16 protein-coding genes are annotated in these 15,894 nt (G+C 65.5%); 13 read left to right on the forward strand and 3 right to left on the reverse strand.

Annotation, left to right across the window (positions count from 1 at the left end; translation table 11 throughout):
- From rpsB to QOC76_RS14015, 8 genes are all read left to right on the forward strand, one after another.
- Nucleotides 1-849: 30S ribosomal protein S2 (gene rpsB / locus QOC76_RS13980; RefSeq protein ID WP_526357436.1), on the forward strand; the 849-nt coding region annotated here is incomplete at its 5' end.
- Between the two features lie 10 nt (nt 850-859).
- Nucleotides 860-1,687, forward strand: a complete 828-nt coding sequence (tsf, locus tag QOC76_RS13985; protein WP_526357437.1) for a translation elongation factor Ts — start codon at nt 860-862, stop codon at nt 1,685-1,687.
- A gap of 124 nt (nt 1,688-1,811) precedes the next feature.
- Nucleotides 1,812-3,224 (forward strand): amidase, encoded by a 1,413-nt coding sequence (locus QOC76_RS13990; RefSeq protein ID WP_526357438.1) that lies wholly within the window; start codon nt 1,812-1,814, stop codon nt 3,222-3,224.
- Nucleotides 3,225-3,343: 119 nt separating this feature from the next.
- Nucleotides 3,344-4,507, forward strand: coding sequence for an ABC transporter permease (locus tag QOC76_RS13995; protein ID WP_526357439.1), 1,164 nt, complete (start codon nt 3,344-3,346; stop codon nt 4,505-4,507).
- Nucleotides 4,508-5,074: an FtsX-like permease family protein gene (locus QOC76_RS14000; RefSeq protein WP_526357440.1), complete on the forward strand. Its 567-nt coding sequence runs from the start codon at nt 4,508-4,510 to the stop codon at nt 5,072-5,074.
- 1 nt (nt 5,075) lies between these two features.
- The gene (locus tag QOC76_RS14005; RefSeq protein WP_526357441.1) at nt 5,076-5,804 is read left to right on the forward strand and encodes an ABC transporter ATP-binding protein; all 729 of its coding nucleotides are present in this window, start codon (nt 5,076-5,078) and stop codon (nt 5,802-5,804) included.
- Between the two features lie 21 nt (nt 5,805-5,825).
- A complete protein-coding gene (locus tag QOC76_RS14010; protein ID WP_526357442.1) occupies nt 5,826-7,361 on the forward strand; it encodes an amino acid permease in 1,536 nt (511 codons plus the stop codon).
- Between the two features lie 6 nt (nt 7,362-7,367).
- Complete coding sequence (locus QOC76_RS14015; protein ID WP_526357443.1) at nt 7,368-9,344, forward strand: primary-amine oxidase; 1,977 nt, start codon at nt 7,368-7,370, stop codon at nt 9,342-9,344.
- Here QOC76_RS14015 and QOC76_RS14020 read toward each other — a convergent pair.
- On the reverse strand, nt 9,341-9,772 hold the full coding sequence (locus QOC76_RS14020) for a MarR family winged helix-turn-helix transcriptional regulator (protein ID WP_526357444.1): 432 nt from the start codon (nt 9,770-9,772) through the stop codon (nt 9,341-9,343). The genes QOC76_RS14015 and QOC76_RS14020 overlap by 4 nt on opposite strands.
- Before the next feature lie 45 nt (nt 9,773-9,817).
- On the opposite strand from QOC76_RS14020, the gene QOC76_RS14025 reads away from it, so the two are divergent.
- The 4 genes from QOC76_RS14025 (at nt 9,818) to QOC76_RS14040 (ending at nt 12,851) form a co-directional block, all read left to right on the forward strand.
- Nucleotides 9,818-10,507, forward strand: a complete 690-nt coding sequence (locus QOC76_RS14025; RefSeq protein WP_526357445.1) for a class I SAM-dependent methyltransferase — start codon at nt 9,818-9,820, stop codon at nt 10,505-10,507.
- Nucleotides 10,508-10,624: 117 nt separating this feature from the next.
- Entirely contained in the window at nt 10,625-11,380 is a 756-nt protein-coding gene (pyrH, locus tag QOC76_RS14030; RefSeq protein ID WP_526357446.1) for a UMP kinase, read from the forward strand.
- A gap of 44 nt (nt 11,381-11,424) precedes the next feature.
- Nucleotides 11,425-11,982 carry a ribosome recycling factor gene (frr, locus tag QOC76_RS14035; protein ID WP_526357447.1) on the forward strand — a complete coding sequence of 186 codons (558 nt, stop codon included), beginning with the start codon at nt 11,425-11,427 and terminating at the stop codon, nt 11,980-11,982.
- Nucleotides 11,982-12,851, forward strand: a complete 870-nt coding sequence (locus QOC76_RS14040) for a phosphatidate cytidylyltransferase (RefSeq protein WP_526357448.1) — start codon at nt 11,982-11,984, stop codon at nt 12,849-12,851. Before frr ends, QOC76_RS14040 begins: the two co-directional genes overlap by 1 nt.
- A gap of 149 nt (nt 12,852-13,000) precedes the next feature.
- Here the strand turns inward: QOC76_RS14040 and QOC76_RS14045 are convergent, their stop codons facing one another.
- Nucleotides 13,001-14,500 carry an HNH endonuclease signature motif containing protein gene (locus QOC76_RS14045; RefSeq protein ID WP_526357449.1) on the reverse strand — a complete coding sequence of 500 codons (1,500 nt, stop codon included), beginning with the start codon at nt 14,498-14,500 and terminating at the stop codon, nt 13,001-13,003.
- A 72-nt stretch (nt 14,501-14,572) separates the two neighbouring features.
- Here QOC76_RS14045 and QOC76_RS14050 point away from each other — a divergent pair, with 72 nt between their 5' ends.
- The gene (locus tag QOC76_RS14050; RefSeq protein WP_526357450.1) at nt 14,573-15,565 is read left to right on the forward strand and encodes an LLM class flavin-dependent oxidoreductase; all 993 of its coding nucleotides are present in this window, start codon (nt 14,573-14,575) and stop codon (nt 15,563-15,565) included.
- Here QOC76_RS14050 and QOC76_RS14055 read toward each other — a convergent pair.
- The coding region (locus tag QOC76_RS14055) for an EamA family transporter (protein ID WP_526357451.1) at nt 15,493-15,894 on the reverse strand (402 nt) is incomplete at its 5' end. The two genes, QOC76_RS14050 and QOC76_RS14055, sit on opposite strands and share 73 nt — an antisense overlap.

Below are 15,894 nucleotides of genomic sequence, written 5' to 3' on the forward strand. Positions count from 1 at the left end.
CAGCTGCTTGACAGCGGCACCCACTTCGGGCATCAGACCCGTCGCTGGAACCCCAAGATGAAGCGGTTCATCTTCACCGACCGCAACGGCATCTACATCATCGACCTGCAGCAGACGCTGACCTACATCGACAAGGCGTTCGAGTTCGTCAAGGAGACCGTCGCCCACGGTGGCAGCGTCATGTTCGTCGGCACCAAAAAGCAGGCCCAGGAGTCCATCGCCGATGAGGCCACCCGCGTCGGCATGCCCTATGTGAACCAGCGCTGGTTGGGCGGCATGCTCACCAACTTCTCCACCGTGCACAAGCGGCTGCAGCGCCTCAAGGAGCTGGAGACCATGGAGCAGACCGGTGGCTTCGAGGGTCGCACCAAGAAGGAAATCTTGATGCTGACCCGTGAGAAGAACAAGCTCGAGCGCAGCCTCGGCGGTATCCGTGACATGCAGAAGGTGCCCTCGGCGATCTGGGTCGTTGATACCAACAAGGAGCACCTCGCCGTCGCGGAGGCGCGCAAGCTGAACATCCCGATCATCGCGATCCTCGACACCAACTGCGATCCCGACCTGGTCGATTACCCGATCCCGGGCAACGACGACGCGATCCGCTCCGCCGCGCTGCTCACCAGGGTGGTCGCCGCCGCGGTCGCCGAGGGTCTGCAGGCCCGCGCCGGTGCAGGCGGTAACGGCGACAAGCCGGCGGCCGAGGGCGCCGAGCCGCTCACCGAATGGGAGCAGGAACTTCTCGCCAGCGCCACCGCAACCGCGACCGCAAGCCCGACCGCCCAGGGCGCCGAGCCGGGCACCCCCGAGGCCGAGGTTCAGACCGAACCGAAGCCCCCGACGAACCCCTAGGAATACAGACATGGCGAACTACACCGCTGCCGACGTCAAGCGCCTTCGGGACTTGACCGGCGCCGGCATGCTCGACAGCAAGAACGCGCTCGTGGAGGCCGACGGCGATTTCGACAAGGCCGTCGAGCTGCTGCGCATCAAGGGCGCCAAGGACGTCGGCAAGCGCGCCGAGCGCGCTACTGCCGAGGGCTTGGTCGCCGCCAAGGACGGCGCGCTGGTCGAGCTGAACTCCGAAACCGACTTCGTCGCCAAGAACGCCGAATTCCAGTCGGTTGCGGACCAGATCGTCGCGGCGGCTGCCTCGTCCAAGGCGACCGACGTCGACGCCCTCAAGGCAGCCAAGATCGATGGCACCACGGTCGAACAGACCATCGCCGACCTGTCGGCGAAGATCGGCGAGAAGCTCGAGCTGCGGCGCGCCGCGTACTTCGACGGCACCGTCGAGACGTATCTGCACAAGCGGGCCGCTGACCTGCCGCCTGCGGTCGGCGTGCTCGTCGAGTACACGGGTTCCGACCCGCAGACAAGCGCAGCTGCCGCGCATGCGGTTGCCCTGCAGGTCGCGGCGCTCAAGGCCAAGTACCTGACCCGTGACGAGGTGCCCGAGGACATCGTCGCCAACGAACGGCGTATCGCCGAGGAGACCGCGAAGGAAGAGGGCAAGCCCGAGCAGGCGCTGCCCAAAATCGTCGAGGGCCGCCTCAACGGCTTCTACAAGGACGTCGTGCTGCTCGATCAGCCGTCGGTGTCCGACAGCAAGAAGACCGTCAAGGCGCTGCTCGACGAGGCAGGCGTGACCGTGACCCGATTCGTGCGGTTCGAGGTCGGCCAAGCCTGACGACAAAGCGCCGCCGGAGGCGGCGTGAGGAGTCGTGAGGAGTTAGGCCAATCCGGATCAGGCGTAAGAACAAAGCGCCGATGCCCGATGCCGGCGCAGCGGTACGAATTGGTACCGTCAGCGGATGAATCGCGTCAGTGCCTTCGACTTCGGCGACGACGCCCTCGGCGACCTGGATGCGGTCGGTCTCGTCGAGGCGCTGCGCTCGGGCAAGGTGACTGCGACCGAACTGGTCGAAGGCGCGATCGCCCGCACCGAGGCGGTCAATCCGACCCTCAACGGCCTGGCATACGAGGCATTCGACCGGGCGCGCCGTCGAGCGAAGCAGCCGCGGCCGTACGGCGGTTACTTCGACGGTGTTCCGACGTTCATCAAGGACAACGTCGCGGTCGAAGGCTGGCCGACGATGCAGGGCACCGACGCGTGGGAACCCCGACCTGAAAAGGCTGACGGTCCCGTCGCGCGCGTCGTCCTGTCCACCGGCCTCGTGCCGCTGGGAAAGACGCAGATGTCGGAGTTCGGCTTCAGCGGGTCGGCGGAGCACCCGAGGCTCGGGCCGGTCCGCAACCCATGGAATCCCGAGTACACCGCCGGTGCGTCGTCGTCGGGTTCCGGTGCGTTCGTCGCGGCGGGCGTGGTGCCAATCGCTCATGCCAACGACGGCGGTGGATCGATCCGAATCCCTGCTGCGGTCAACGGATTGGTCGGACTGAAACCGACGCGCGGCCGACTGCCGCTGGACAAGGAAGTTGCCCGGATGCCGCTGCACCTCGTCGCCAATGGAGTGCTGACACGCTCCGTGCGTGACACCGCGGCGTTCCTGCGGGAAGCCGAGCGGGCCTACCGCAACCCGAAGCTGCGGCCGATCGGAGACGTCACCCGCCCCGGCAAGCAGCGACTGCACATCGCCGTATGCACGAAATCGGTGCTGATCGAGGCCAGTCCAGAGGTCCGCGAGCTGACATTGAAGTCCGCGGCACTTCTGGAGAGCCTCGGGCACCGGGTCACCGAGATCGACAATCCGGTGCCCGCCCGGTTCAAGGACGACTTCCTGCTCTACTGGCAGTTCCTGGCCTTCGCGATAGTGCGCGGCGGGCGCCGGACGATCGGTCCCACTTTCGACCGCGAGAAACTGGACAACCTGACCCTTGGTCTCGACGGCGGAGCCGCCAGGAATCTCCACAAGCTCCCGCTGGCGATCGCCCGTTTGTCGGCATCGAGGCGCATCACCGAACGACTGTCACAGACCTACGACGCCGTGTTGATGCCGACACTGGCCAGCGAGACACCACGAATCAGACATCTCGATCCGACGGCGCCCTACGAACAAGTGATGGACCGGATCCTCGACTGGGTCGGCTTCACCCCCCTGCAGAACGCCACCGGCGACCCGGCGATCTCTCTGCCGCTGGCGGAATCCGCATCGGGTCTGCCGGTCGGGATGATGCTGTCGACCGTGCGAGGAGGCGAGGCCACGCTGCTGGAGTTGGCCTACGAGCTCGAACAAGCACACCCCTGGCCGCGCATCGACGGATGACCGGCAACGAAATCCGTTGCGGCCTCGACACAACGCCGTAACCCGGACCCCCCTGAGTTAACAACGCCGACATTCGGCATGGAAGTCGGCGAAACTTTTCGAGCCGAACATCCTTGTTCGTGGAGACCTCTGCTCCCGCGTCACTTCGGTCATCGACGATCGCCACCACTTCCGGCAACACATTCATGTGCCTTGTCCGGTTCGCGTTGGCAAATATTCGCCGGCGACCCGAGCGGTTCGCGCTGTCCGTGCTCGGCATCGCGCTCGCGATCGCCTGCGTGACAGTAGTCCGAACCATTTCGGCGAGTTTCGCCATCACCGGCGCCGATTCGGTGACAGACGTCCTCGGCGGAGCTGCGCTATGGGCGGTTCCCGGCGCGGGCGTGAAGTACGACGCCGATGCGCAGGCATTGGTTGCGAACGGCCCGGCTCCTACGTTCGCCGCGCCGGACGGTTGGACCGCCACCCGCACTCTCGCCGGCGTCACCGAGATCAACGGTGACACGGTTTCGTTGCGTGGCAACGACGAAACGCCTGCCGGGCAAGCGATCCTGGGTATCCCGCTGGCTGAGCGACTCGGCCTCGATTCGGGGGACCGCGTCGTGGTGGGGGGACAGAGCCTGACCGTCGACGTGTCCGGCGGCGGTCAGTCGATCACGGTCGGTTCACCGCTGGCGCAGACGGTCGTCGGCAGCAACGGCTGGTGGTTGATCTTCCCGCCGCCGGGTGATGAGAAGCGGCGGGATATCGGCCAAACCTTCGGCAGCGCAATCGGTCTCGGGTCAACATCGGATCCGTCGGTGATGCCGGATCCCAATGGGCGCGGGTTGATCTACGACACCGTCGGCGGCTCCGGCCCGCTGACGTTCGAGCAGAAGTTCTCTGCGCTGTTCTCGGGCAAGGTGACCGGTTCCACGCTCGGCCTCATTTCGATCATCGGGCTCGGGCTCGGTTTCGTCATCGCGGTGTCGTCGTTCCTCGCCGCAGTGGCTGAGCGGCGGCGTGAGTTCGGCATCATGTCCAGCATCGGCCTGGCCGACGAGGTGCTGTACTTCTTCCTCGTCGAGTCGGCGATCGTGTTCGTCGCCGCCTACGTGGTCGGTGTTCTCGGTGCGGGTGCCGCTGTGGCGCTGGTGATCCCGGGAATCGCGACGCCCACTGCGTGGCTGCAGGCCGCCGGCATGGTCGCCGCGTTTCTGCCCGCCATGGCGATCGTCGGCGCACTCGTTCCGGTGCACCGGCTGCTGCAACAACGTCCCGTCGCACTCCTGGGAGATCGGTAGATGATGCGTAAAGGCTTGTCCTACGGGTGGCTGTCCGCGCGGCGCCGGATCGCCGAGATGGTGCTGCCGGTCGTCACCACCGCAACCGGCGCGTTCCTGGTGGTGATCGTGTTCGGCATGTCCGAGGGCATCCGCGGACAGTCCGCGTCGCTGGGGCACGCCGACGAGATCGGCCGTGCCGTCGTGCTGATCGCGGTGACGGTACTCCTCGTCGGGGTGGCGGAGGTTGCGGTCACCACCACTCGAACCGTCGCCCACAGGACCCGTGAACTCGGTGTGCTCAGTGCCAACGGTGTGCCGCGTAAGCCCGTCATCGCGGCGCTGCTCGTGGAGCCGGTGATCGCAGCGGTACTGGGCGCCCTGGCGGGTGCCGGACTCGCCGTGCTGACGGGAGTCGCGCTCGGGATGTCGGGTGTGGTGGCGACGGGCGTATCCGCCGCGGGCCTGATGCTCGGCGTCGCGATCGCGGTCGGCGTCAGCATTGTCGCGGCCTTCTTCACCAGCATCGTGCCCACGTGGAACGCGGCGTCGCGGCCACCGATCCGATCTCTGACAACGGGAGGTTGACATGACCGCCATCGAAGACAGAACCGACACGACGGGTCTTCCCCTCGACCACGACCGGTCTCCCGTCATCGAGATCTCCGACGTGTGGAAGCTGCACAAGGTCGGTGACGAGGTGGTCAAGGCCCTCGTCGCTGCCGACTTGACCGTGATGCCAGGCGAATTCGTCTGCCTGATGGGACCAAGCGGCAGCGGCAAGTCGACGCTGCTGAACATGATCGGCGGCCTCGACCGGCCCACCAAGGGCACCATCAAGGTCGCGGGCCGGGATACCTCGACGCTGACCGAGAGTCAGTTCGCCGCGCTGCGCCACGACACCATCGGCTTCATCTTTCAGAGCTATAACCTGATTCCGTTCCTGTCCGCGGTGGAAAACGTCGAACTGCCGCTGATATTCGAGCCCTACGACCGCAAGTCTTTGCGCAAGCGGGCGTTGGAGCTTCTCGAACTCGTCGGGCTCGGCCATCGGGTCGACCACCAGCCGACCAAGATGTCGGGTGGCGAACAGCAACGCACCGCGATCGCGCGTTCCCTGATCAGCACCCCGACGCTCGTCCTTGCCGACGAACCGACCGCCAACCTCGACCACCGCACGGGCGAGACGGTGGTGCGCATGCTGCGCGACCTGTGCTCCACGCTGGGAGTCACGGTCGTCGCCAGCACCCATGACCCCACGGTGGCCGACGAAGCGACCCGTGTCGTCCGAATGAAAGACGGACAAATCGCAAACTGACCGAACGGCTTTGGGAGAGAAATGACGCAAGAACTCACCGCTGACGCGAGGAGCAATCGGGGCGAAGCGACGCCGTCTAAGCGCGACGCGCTGATGACCACCGAGCTCGTACCTGAGCAGGTGCTGCCCAAGGTGATGACCACGTTCGGCCTCGTCTCCATCTACGTGTTCATCATCTGCTGGATCACCGGCTCGTCGGTGATGGCGGCGGGCGGCTGGACCGCCATCCCCATGTGGGTGCTCGGCATCCTGACGTTCCTTGTGCCCGCAGGCATGGCGGTCGCCGAACTGGGCAATCTGTGGCCCGGTGAAGGCGGCGTGTACATTTGGGCCACCCGCACGATGGGCGAGACCTGGGGCTTCATTGGCGGTTACCTGTCGTGGATCCCGGTGATCCTCAACGCCGCGTCGTCTCCGGCGATCGTGCTGCAGTTCCTGCTGCTGGCCTTCCACGCGGAACTCGGGCTGACGGTGAGCATCATCTTGCAGCTGGTGGTCCTCTGGGGCGTGGTCGGTCTGGCGTTGGCGAAACTCGCTGCCAACCAGCGCATCATGACCACCGTCTTCTATATCTACGGGGTATTGACTGCCCTGATCTTCGTCTCGGGCCTTGTCTACGCGCTCAAGAACGGGTCGGCAACGCCGTTCACCGCGCACGCCGCACTGGTACCCGACTTCGCCGGCGCAGGCTTCCTTTACGGCACCGTGCTGCTGTACCTGTTGGGCGTCGAGACGCCGTACAACATGGGTGCGGAGTTCCTCTCGGTGCGCAAGAGCGGGCCGAAGATGATCATTTGGGGCTCCGCGGCGCTGGTGGTCATCTACCTGCTGACCACGCTGGGCACCATGATGGTGCTGCCGTCGGACCAGATCGACCCGGTGACCGGTGTGATCGGCATGCTCGGCACTGCCGCGCCGAAGGGCGTGATGGAAGGTGCGGCGATCGTGCTGGCCGTGATCGTGTTCGTGGCGCTGATGACCTATCAGGTGGCCTACTCCCGGCTGATCTTCGTGTCGGGTCTCGAACGTCACCTGCCGCGGATCTTCACCCACCTCAACCCGCGCACCCGCAATCCGGTGACCGCGGTGCTCATCCAGGGTGTGCTCTCGTCGCTGATCCTGGTGGGGTTGTACTCGCAGAGCAGCATGGCAAACGTCACCATCTTCCTCCAGGGTGGCCTGTCCACCGTCTGGCTGATCTCCGGGTTCTTCTTCCTGTTCCCGGTCGTCATCGCGCGCAAAAAGTACGCCGACCGCTACGCCAGCGAGAAGTTCTGGCGTATCCCCGGCGGCATGGTGGGGGTCTGGATCACCGTCATCGTGGGCACGTTGGGCACCATCGGCGGCGTCTACTACTCGTTCGCCAAGTCCTGGCTGACCAACGTCGGAGTAGGGGACGCCGAGTGGATGCGATGGGTCGGCAGCATCGCGTTGGGCATGTTCGTTCTCGGAGTGGTCGTGTACTTCTTCGGCCGACGGTCCGCGCACAAGACATCTGCAGAAGACGCACTAGCGCATCTTGCGGTGCTTGATCTCAAGAAATCCGAGGGGGTCTGACTCGCCATGACGATGGAAAGCACTGAGCTGCACGAGGGTGCCACGGACGGCGCGACGCCGTACCCTTTGGACCCACTGACCGGCGCGGAGATCGAGTCTGCCGCCGCGATCGTAATGGACTCCCAGTACTCAACCCCCACAACAAGGTTCGTGATGATCCAGCTCGCCGAGCCGGACAAGAATCCCGAGCTTACCTTCGAGGGGACGACAGGCATACCGCGACGAGCGTTCGTCACGATGTACGACGCCGCGGCGAAGTCGATCTACGAGGCCGTCGTCGATCTGAAGGCTCGTGTGATCGACTTCTGGAAGCCGATTCCCGGCCGCTTCCCGTCCTACCTCGTCGAGCACATGACGGGAGTGGAGGAGAAGGTCAGGCAGGATCCGCGTTGGCAGGACGCCATGCGCAAGCGTGGCGTCACCGATTTCAGCCTCGCGATGATCGACCCATGGCCCGCAGGGTATTACGGCGCGCAGGATCACTACGACAACTCCGCGCTGATCTGTCGTCCGTTGACGTTCATGCGGGCGGCGCCGTCCGAGCACGGCTATGCGCGGCCCGTAGAGGGTCTGATCGTGACGTTCGACCTCGACAAGATGGAGGTCATCGGCATCGAGGATCACGGCGTGGTTCCGCTGCCTCCGACGGCGGGCAACTACTCCGAGCGGTTCATGTTCGACCCGGACAACCGCCCGGCGTTCACCCGGTTCCGCGACGACGTGAAGTCCATCGAGATCACCCAACCCGACGGTCCGAGCTTCACCGTCGACGGATGGAAGGTGGTTTGGCAGAAGTGGTCCCTGCGGATCGGCTTCAATCCGCGCGAGGGCATCACACTGCACGAAGTCACCTACACCGATCGGGGTGAGACGCGGCCGATCATCTATCGGGCGTCGCTCTCCGAGATGGTGGTGCCCTACGGCGACACCGCACCGACGCATTGGAACAAGAACGTGTTCGACATGGGCGAGGTCGGGATGGGGTTCTCGGCCAACCCGCTGACGCTCGGATGCGACTGTCTGGGGGAGATCCACTACTTCGACGGCACGGTCAACGACTCCAGCGGCAATGCGGTGACCATTCCGAATGCGATCTGCATGCACGAGGAGGACTTCGGAATCTCCTGGAAACACACCGACTTCCGCACCGGCGAGGTCGAGGTGCGTCGCTCGCGGCGGCTGGTGGTGTCGATGATCTGCACCGTCGGAAACTACGAGTACGGGTTTTTCTGGTACTTCTACAACGACGCGTCGATGGAGGTGGAGGTCAAACTATCCGGCGTGCTGACCACCGGTGCGGTGCTCGACGGCGAGGAACCGCGCTGGGGCAAGATGGTGGCGCCCGGCATCTACGGTCCAAATCACCAGCACTTCTTCAACTTCCGCCTGGACATGAGCATCGACGGAGCGGGAAACAGTGTGTACGAGGTCGATTCGATCCCCGAGCCGGATCCGGAATTGAACCCGCACAGGAACGCATGGATCACGCAGGACACGCTGGTCGCGTCCGAGGCGGAGGGCGCGCGGGACTGGAACTGGTCGACCGGCCGGTACTGGAAGGTCACCAACCCGTCGAAGAAGAACGAACTCGGCTCCCCGGTGGCCTACAAGCTGGTGCCGAAGGAGATCGTGCCGGTGATGGTGCAGGAGGGCTCCTACATCTATGACCGCGCCCGCTTCGTCCAGCACAACCTGTGGGTCACCAAGTACGACGCCGCGGAGAGGTTCGCGTCGGGTGACTACATGTACCAGTCGGCGGATACGCAGGGTCTGCCCGAATTCGTCGCCGACGACGCACCGCTGGAGAACACCGACGTCGTGCTCTGGTACACGCTGGGCGCCCACCATGTCGTGCGGCCGGAGGACTGGCCGGTGATGCCATGCGCCTATACGGGCTTCCACCTCAAGCCGCTGGGCTTCTTCGACGGCAACCCCGCGCTGGACCTGCCACCGTCACCCCCAAAGGCCTGTGGGCACCACTAGTCCGGGTCGGAGCCGATCGCCAGCAGGATCTGTTTGAACTCCCGGCATTGCCCGTTGGTCAGGTCGGCCATCACGCGACGTTCGGCGCCGCGCACCCCGGAGTCGGTGCGCTTGAGAAGTTCCATGCCCTTGGCGCTCAGCTGAGCAGGCAGCGACCGCCCTGACGCCACGGACGCGGGCCTGGTGACCAGCCCGCGTTCGACGAGCCCGCGCAGCACCATGTTCATGGCCTGCGGGGATACGTTGGTGTCACGCGCCAACTCGGCGTTCGAGCGGTCGGGGAAGCGCGCCAGGATGCGCATGCAGATGTACTGAGGGAACGTGAGACCGAGTGGGTCCAGCACGGTGGCGGTCACCTCGGAACGCAGCGCGTTGTGCGCCCGGTACAGCAGATAACCGAGCGGCGGGTCGTCCTCGAGCGCGTTCATATCAACTATATTGACATATATCAACTTAGTTGATAGACACGGGGTATGACCACGCAACCAGAGCAAGAGATGTTCGAATCGGCTTACCGCGGTGACGCCGAGGAGTTTCAGGGCTTCCGTCCGCCGTGGAGCATCGGTGAACCTCAGCCGGAGATCCAGGCGCTGATCGACGCGGGCAAGATCCACGGCGAGGTGCTCGACGCCGGCTGCGGCGAGGCCGCGACGGCCCTGCGCCTCGCCGAGCTGGGCTTCACCACGGTCGGGCTCGACTCGGCGGAGACCGCCGTCAAGCTGGCCCGCGAGGAGGCCGCCAGGCGCGGGTTGACCAACGCCGGCTTCGACGTCGCCGACATCAGCAACTTCACCGGCTACGACGGCCGGTTCGGCACCATCATCGATTCCACGCTGTTTCACTCGATGCCCGTCGAGCTGCGTGAGGGTTACCAGCAGTCGATCGTGCGGGCGGCGGCACCGGGCGCCTCGTACTTTGTCCTGGTGTTCGACGCTGCCGGTATGCCGGCGGACTCGCCCATCAACGCTGTCACCGAGGACGAACTGCGTGACGTCGTCTCCAGGTACTGGGAAGTCGACGAGATCAGGCCGGCCCGCATCCACGCATATGTGCCGGAGCAGTTCGCCGAGTTCTTCGCGGGGTTCGGCGGCACCGACATCCGTGACGAGCCCACCGGTCGCAAGTCGATGAGAGCATGGCTGCTGTCGGCGCATTCCCGCTGACGCGCCGTCGGCCCGCCCCATAGTGGCTGAGAGGCCGCTATGAGGCAGGATGAGGGGTAGCCGTCCTGGGCCAGGTCCGGGATGGCGATCTCATGCGAGGACCCCCGAAGGAGTCGGATGGCGGAGCCCACCACCACCAACGGCGCCGGGGCAACTCCTATCCGGCCCATGTACTCGCGGGTGCTGCTGAAACTCGGCGGCGAGATGTTCGGCGGCGGGCAGGTGGGCCTCGACCCCGACGTGGTGGCCCTGGTGGCGCGGCAGATCGCGGAGGTGGTCCGCAGCGGCGTTCAGGTTGCCGTCGTCATCGGCGGCGGCAACTTCTTCCGCGGCGCCCAGTTGCAGCAGCGCGGCATGGAGCGCACCCGTTCCGATTACATGGGCATGCTCGGCACCGTGATGAACAGCCTTGCGCTGCAAGACTTCCTGGAAAAGGAAGGCATCGCCACCCGGGTTCAGACCGCTATCACGATGGGCCAGGTGGCCGAGCCGTACATTCCGCTGCGCGCCCAGAGACACCTGGAGAAGGGCCGCGTCGTGATTTTCGGGGCGGGCATGGGCCTGCCGTACTTCTCCACCGACACCACTGCGGCACAGCGCGCGCTGGAGATCCGCGCGGAGGTCGTGCTGATGGCCAAGGCCGTCGACGGAGTCTTCACCGCGGACCCGCGAACCAACCCCGACGCGGAACTGATCACCGCGATCACCCACCGCGAGGTCATCGAACGGGGCCTGGCCGTCGCCGATGCCACCGCATTCAGCCTGTGCATGGACAACGGCATGCCCATCCTGGTGTTCAACCTTCTGACTGACGGCAATATCGCGCGGGCGGTTGCAGGTGAGAAGATCGGAACACTGGTCACCACCAACTGACCTGGAGTGGTACGCGCACGCGAGGAGCAGAAAATGGAGAAGCCGTGATCGAGGAAACCCTCTTCGACGCCGAGGAGAAGATGGAGAAGGCGGTGTCCGTCGCGCGCGACGACCTGTCGTCCATCCGGACCGGCCGCGCCAACCCCGGCATGTTCTCCCGCCTCTCGATCGACTACTACGGCTCGTCGACCCCGATCACCCAGCTGTCCAGCATCAACGTGCCGGAGGCGCGGCTGGTGGTGATCAAGCCGTATGAGCAGTCACAGCTGAAGCCGATCGAGGACGCCATTCGCAATTCCGACCTCGGCGTCAACCCCGGCAACGACGGCAACGTCATCCGCGTCGCCATCCCGCAGCTCACCGAGGAACGCCGCCGCGAGCTCGTGAAGCAGGCCAAGGCCAAGGGAGAGGACGCCCGGGTGTCCGTGCGCAATATCCGTCGAAAGGCGATGGAGGAGCTGCACCGGATCAAGAAGGACGGCGAGGCTGGCGAGGACGAGGTCAAACACGCCGAGAAGGAACTCGACAAGACCACCCACACCTACACCAGCCAGATCGACGACCTTGTCAAGCACAAAGAGGGCGAACTGCTGGAGGTCTGATGGCCGATCAGCAAGCAGATTCGGTGGCCGACACGTCGGAGCCGCCCAAGAAGGCATCCCGGGCCGGGCGCAATCTCCCGGCGGCTATCGGCGTGGGCGTCGTGCTCGGCGCGATGGCCATCGGCATCCTGCTGTTCAAGCCGATCGGCTGGCTGCCCGTGCTGGCGGTGTTCATCCCGATCGCCACCTACGAGGTCATCCGCAGGCTGCGCGAAGCCGGTTACGCGCTTCCGCTGATTCCGCTGCTACTGGGCGGCCAGGCGATGATCTGGCTGACGTATCTGGGGCCGGCGGGGGTTCTGGGCGCCTATGGCGGCACGATCGTCGTAGCCATGGTCTGGCGGCTGGTCGGACAGGGTATCCGCGAGGCACCCGTCAACTACCTGCGCGACATCTCGGCCACCGTACTGCTGGCGACATGGGTGCCCCTGTTCGCCGCCTTCAGCGCGCTGCTGATCTTCCAGGACCACGGCGGCACCCGGACGTTCATAGTGATCGTGACCGTCGTCTTCGCCGACATCGGCGGCTACGTGGCCGGGGTGTTGTTCGGCAAGCACCTGATGGTGCCCGCGATCAGCCCGAAGAAGTCGTGGGAGGGACTGGTCGGCTCAGTGGTCTTCGGCGTCACGGCGGCGGTGCTGTCGGTGGCCTTCCTGCTCGACCGGCCCGCATGGGTCGGCGTGCCGCTGGGGCTGATGCTCGTCATCACCGGCGTGCTGGGTGACTTGGTCGAATCTCAGGTCAAGCGCGATCTCGGCATCAAGGACATGGGCACGCTGCTTCCCGGACACGGCGGCATCATGGACCGGATCGACGCGATGCTGCCGTCGGCCGTCGCCGGCTGGATTGTTCTGACGCTGCTGGCATAGGCACGCGTAATCGACGGTGGACGCGCGGGATCCTGCGGTGTGGCCGCTGGTTGACGTGCAATACGTTGTCGGCCAGGCAGTTCGGAGTTCAGATTCTGTGGTGCACCGCGGACGAGTTTCGTGATGTGCCATCCACTGGTGTGTGGGCGCTAGGCGGCTTGGTTGTCAGGTGGTTCGGGGCCGCCGGGTGTTTCGGTGGGGTCGAGTCTTAGTGACTTGACGTGGGTAGCGTTGTGCCGCTTGCGTTTTAGCAGTGTCGGTTCGGGTGCTGCTCTGTCCTCGGGTGGCCTGAGTAGCGCTTCCGGACGGTGGTAGTAGTTGATTCTGGATTGGCCGTGGTCGAGGGCAGATGGTGGTGTCCATTCGCATTCACCGCGGGTGTTGATGGTGGTCTGCCAGCCGCCGTCATCGACGCCGCGATTGTCGGTGCCACACGCCAGGGTCAGGTCGTCGACGTTGGTGTTACCGCCGTTGGCCCAATCCTGAGACGCGTGGTGGACCTGGCAGCCGTAGGCCCCCACGGTGCAGCACGGTTTGGTGCAGCCGCCGTCGCGGGCGATCAGCATGATCCGCTGGGCAGCCGAGGCGACGCGTCTGGTGCGAAACAGCGCCAGCGCCTGACCGGTCACTCCGTCGAAGACCGCGAGGTTGTGGTAGGCATGAGCAGCCATTTTGATGACGTCGGCGATCGGCAGTTTGGTTCCCCCACCTGTGACACCGATGCCGGCGCGGCTTTCCAGGTCTTGCAGGGTGGTGCGGATGATGACGCTGACCGGGAGCCCGTTGAGGTGGCCGAGTTCACCGCTCATCAACGCGATGCGACCGACCGCCAGCATCGCGTCGTGCTGCCGCTGCTCCAGCGTGCGGTGATCGTTGTCGATCTGCGCCTGCGACGGGGTGCCCGAGGTGCACGGTTCCTCATCGGCGGGATTGCACATCCCCGGCGCGGCGTACTTGGCGAAGATCACCTCCCACACCGCCCACGCCTCCGGCGTCAGATCGGCGGCCAGCGTTGTCATCGCGTCGCGCCCTTGCCGACCCTTCGAGACCCTGCGTTTGCGTTCACGTTCGGCGTCATCAGGTTCGGGACCGTCCTGATCCAGCAGGAACAACCGCAGCGCTGCCGTCTCTCGCAACTCCTTGGGTCCGACGCCGGCCGCGACCCGCACCAGGTCCACCTCGAACTGCGCACGGGTGATCGTGTCGACCCAGGACGGCAGGCGCTTGATGGCGTCCCGGATGGTCGTGACGTGGTCACCGGTGATCAATCCTGCCGACTGAGCGACGGCGACCGCGGGTAGCACCGGCGCCAACGGCTGCCCGAGCAGGTTCTTACGGGCTCCCAGTTCGGCCGCGTCATGCAGCCGCCGTGACGCTTCTGCCGAGGAGAGGCGCCAGCGGATCCGCAATACGTCGTTCCATGATTTGCCACCCATCTGCTTGGGCGTTGTCTCCGCCTGCAGTCGGGTCAGCAGCCGATGCGACTGGGTGGGCATTCGGCACATCAGCGTCTCGAGATCGTCCATCACCGAGAGCAACTCTCCGCGAGTCAGTGCGTCCAGTTCGGAGGCATCGAAGGCGTCGTAAGCGGCGCACAAGTTGGCCATCGCTTCCCGCACTTGCACCGCTGACATGATTCGAACATACATTCGACTACCGACAACAAGCTATCAGGCCGTGACTTGATCGAGGCCAGGAGCGCGCCGGTAGGTTCTACGCGCATGAAGCTTTCGTGCGCCTTGGTCACCAACGCCGATGCGCCCGACATCGTTGCTGAGGCGGAACGGCTCGGCTACCACCGGGCTTGGCTTTACGACTCGCCCGCGATCACCTCAGATGTGTGGATGGCTTTGGCGCTGGCGGCGCAGCGCACGTCGACTATCGGACTCGGACCCGGCGTACTCGTGCCGAGCCTGCGCCACCCGATGACGAACGCGGCCGCGATCGCGACGCTTGCCGCGCTCGCGCCGAGTCGGGTCGCGGTGGCTCTCGGATCGGGTTTCACCGGTCGCTACATCCTCGGAAAGCGGCCTCTGCGTTGGGCATTCGTCGAGGAGTACGTCAGAGCACTGCGCGCATTGCTGCGAGGCGAAACCGTGCAGTGGGAAGACGCCCCCATTCGCATGCTGCACACGGAAGGGTTCGTCGCCGACCGTCCCGTTGAGGTCGAGGTGCTCATCGGAGCCGATGGCCCGAAGGGCACCGCTGTCGCTGAAAGGGTGGGCGACGGGGTTTTCGCCGCGGGCGTGCCCAACCCCGCGGCGGCAGGCCGGCCATACTCGCTGCTGCAGTTCGGCACCGTGCTCGACGGCGGCGAGGACCTACACAGCCAGCGCGTGCTGGAGCGCGCCGGGCACGGGTTGGCAGTTGTCTTCCACGCGATGTACGAGCGCTTGGGTCCGGACGCCGTGCGCGGGCTGCCGGGTGGCAACGAGTGGGTGGCGGCGATTGAAGCGATCCCGCCCGCCGAGCGTCATCTCATTACCCACGAAGGCCATCTCGTCCGGCTGACCGCGGTGGACACCGAGGCGGTCGCGCTAGCCGCCGACCTGCTTCCGCAGTTCACGTTCAGCGGGACAGCCGAGCAGTTGGCCGCCCGCGCCGCCGAATACGAAGCCGGGGGCGTCACCGAGCTGGTCTATCAGCCCGCCGGCCCCGACGTCGCGGGCGAATTGGCGCGCATGATGGAGGCCGTCGGTTCGTCTGCGTCCTGACGTTGTCTGCGCGACACGCGCGCATTGAGCCAACAGGCTGCTGCGCCGACCACCAGGCCGACCGCGATGCCGATGTCGGGCCGCTGACCCAACATGAGCCAGGACAGCAGGCCGGCCACGGCAGGGATCACCGCGAAAAGCATGGCAACTGCGGCTGCGCCGTAGTTGTTGATGGCGCGCACATAGAGCGTCATCGCCGTCGTCGCATTGAACAGCACCACTGCCGCCACCGCCCAAACCGCTTTCCACGGATCGGTCACCGACCACGGCGACACGAACAGCAGCGCCGCCACCGGAACCAGGGACACGAGGTTCTGCAGCGCGGCCAT

The organism is Mycobacterium sp. (genome assembly GCF_032159565.1).
Taxonomy (GTDB): domain Bacteria; phylum Actinomycetota; class Actinomycetes; order Mycobacteriales; family Mycobacteriaceae; genus Mycobacterium.

What these genes read in the sequence shown, in the direction of transcription:
- QOC76_RS13990 (WP_526357438.1), top strand. Translation starts at nt 1,812, where the DNA reads ATGAATCGCGTCAGTGCCTTCGACTTCGGCGACGACGCCCTCGGCGAC.
- pyrH (WP_526357446.1), top strand. Translation starts at nt 10,625, where the DNA reads ATGGCGGAGCCCACCACCACCAACGGCGCCGGGGCAACTCCTATCCGG.
- tsf (WP_526357437.1), top strand. Translation starts at nt 860, where the DNA reads ATGGCGAACTACACCGCTGCCGACGTCAAGCGCCTTCGGGACTTGACC.
- QOC76_RS14045 (WP_526357449.1), bottom strand. Translation starts at nt 14,500, where the DNA reads ATGTATGTTCGAATCATGTCAGCGGTGCAAGTGCGGGAAGCGATGGCC.
- QOC76_RS14015 (WP_526357443.1), top strand. Translation starts at nt 7,368, where the DNA reads ATGACGATGGAAAGCACTGAGCTGCACGAGGGTGCCACGGACGGCGCG.
- QOC76_RS14000 (WP_526357440.1), top strand. Translation starts at nt 4,508, where the DNA reads ATGATGCGTAAAGGCTTGTCCTACGGGTGGCTGTCCGCGCGGCGCCGG.
- QOC76_RS14050 (WP_526357450.1), top strand. Translation starts at nt 14,573, where the DNA reads ATGAAGCTTTCGTGCGCCTTGGTCACCAACGCCGATGCGCCCGACATC.
- QOC76_RS14020 (WP_526357444.1), bottom strand. Translation starts at nt 9,772, where the DNA reads ATGAACGCGCTCGAGGACGACCCGCCGCTCGGTTATCTGCTGTACCGG.
- QOC76_RS14025 (WP_526357445.1), top strand. Translation starts at nt 9,818, where the DNA reads ATGACCACGCAACCAGAGCAAGAGATGTTCGAATCGGCTTACCGCGGT.
- QOC76_RS14040 (WP_526357448.1), top strand. Translation starts at nt 11,982, where the DNA reads ATGGCCGATCAGCAAGCAGATTCGGTGGCCGACACGTCGGAGCCGCCC.
- QOC76_RS14010 (WP_526357442.1), top strand. Translation starts at nt 5,826, where the DNA reads ATGACGCAAGAACTCACCGCTGACGCGAGGAGCAATCGGGGCGAAGCG.
- QOC76_RS14005 (WP_526357441.1), top strand. Translation starts at nt 5,076, where the DNA reads ATGACCGCCATCGAAGACAGAACCGACACGACGGGTCTTCCCCTCGAC.